The organism is Gluconobacter sp. Gdi, from assembly GCF_014132155.1.
Lineage (GTDB): Bacteria > Pseudomonadota > Alphaproteobacteria > Acetobacterales > Acetobacteraceae > Gluconobacter.
Window position 1 is genome coordinate 1 of record NZ_BLJQ01000039.1, and the last position, 1,798, is coordinate 1,798.

Below are 1,798 nucleotides of genomic sequence, written 5' to 3' on the forward strand. Positions count from 1 at the left end.
CGAAAACCCCCGCTGTCTCGGTGAGAGAGCGGGGGTTTTGGAACTGTATTGGTGTGGTTGCGGGGGCAGGATTTGAACCTGCGGCCTTCAGGTTATGAGTTTGTAGGCAAGAGCTACGCCCTGCCACGAAACTCCCCGATGCATCCCGAAGAACCACTACTATCCCATTATTTTAATTGAATAAGTTGTTCATTTTGGTTCTTCTGTCTACGCTTACTCACACTGACGTTTCAGTCCCATTTGCATCCTATACGCATCCTGTGGAGGCAGCCATGCCCCGGATATCAAAGCGCATAATCGCCACCCTCCAGCCTGCTGAGAAGGACTACATCGTCTGGGACGATCAAGTCGCCGGCTTCGCCTTGCGGGTCTGGCCTTCAGGCCGAATGAGCTACGTGGTCCATTATCGAGCCAATGGCCGGTTCCGACGTTATACGATTGGCCATCATGGTCCCTGGACGGCAGACAAAGCACGCGACGAAGCGATCAAAATCCTCGCCCGCGTGAAAGACGGCAACGATCCAAACACAGAACGCGACGAAGAGCGGGCTTCTCCCACCGTCAGCCAGTTCTGTAAGATTTTCATTGAACGGCATGTGAAGACGCATCTGAAACAAACCACACAAGGCGAATATCAACGCGCGATTGACCTGTTCATTACGAAAAAAATTGGCAGCCGGAAGCTAGCCTCTGTCACTCATTCTGATATCGTTACATTTCACCATACCTACCGGCATATCCCATATCAGGCGAACCGAACGCTGGGGGTACTGTCGAAAATGTTCTCTCTGGCAATCCTATGGGGTGTGCGGACAGACAACGTCAATCCATGCAGGGGCGTGAAACGCTATAAGGAGCAGAAGCGCGAGCGCTACCTCACAACAGAAGAACATCAGCGTCTCGGCAAAGCACTCGACGACGCCCGTTCCGCGATGCCGGAAGCCGTCAATGCGTTTCAACTCCTGCTTTTAACAGGTTGCCGCCTTCGGGAAATTCAACGTCTGAAATGGGAATATGTTTTTCTGGACGAAGGGGTAATCAGACTACCCGACAGCAAAAATGGCGCTCGAACCGTTCAGTTGGGCGAGAGTGCAGTAGGCCTGCTGAAGAGCATTCCCATGATCGCGGGCAATCCGTATGTCATCACTGGACGGAAGGACGGTGGTCATCTGACCGATCTGGAGAAGCCGTGGCGACGCATCCGAAAGGAAGCCGGGCTAGTGGACGTCCGCATTCACGATCTTCGTCATTCCTTCGCATCCGATGCGCTTGAACTCGGCGAAGATCTGATCATGATCGGGAAACTGCTGGGCCATCGCGATCTCAAATCGACTGCACGTTATGCTCACCTCAAGAAAGAACCAATCCAGCGTGCAGTCAAAGAGATCGATCTGAAAATTTTTACGGCACTTGTTTCAGGAGACAGCAAGAGCAACGTCTGAACACGTGGAGGGTTCGAAAAACCCCCTGGTATTGAGGTCTGCTCTGTGATTCCATTTCCCCTTAGTTGATTGGAGTATGGATCATGAAGCAGGCGGGATTTTTTGACGTTGAAGAGCGGCTTGCTCGGTTGAGCGGGCTTGGTGATCAGCTCGAAGCATTTTCCCGGACTGTGGATTTTGAAGTCTTCCGCCCTGACCTGGAGAAGGCTCTGGCGTATTCTGACGGCAGCAAAGGCGGACGACCGCCATTTGATCCTGTGCTGATGTTCAAAATTCTGGTGATCCAGACGCTCAACAATTTGTCTGATGAGCGGACGGAATATCTGATCAACGATCGCCTCTCCTTTATGCGTTTC

Annotated in this window: 2 protein-coding genes; both read left to right on the top strand. The window is 52.3% G+C overall.

Annotated features, from left to right (window positions below; genetic code table 11):
• Window positions 1-272 precede the first annotated feature (272 nt).
• The gene (locus JN414_RS16305) at window positions 273-1,442 is read left to right on the top strand and encodes a site-specific integrase (protein WP_078527213.1); all 1,170 of its coding nucleotides are present in this window, start codon (window positions 273-275) and stop codon (window positions 1,440-1,442) included.
• A gap of 80 nt (window positions 1,443-1,522) precedes the next feature.
• Window positions 1,523-1,798 (top strand): transposase (locus JN414_RS16310; protein ID WP_202208864.1); only part of this gene is annotated, 276 nt, incomplete at its 3' end.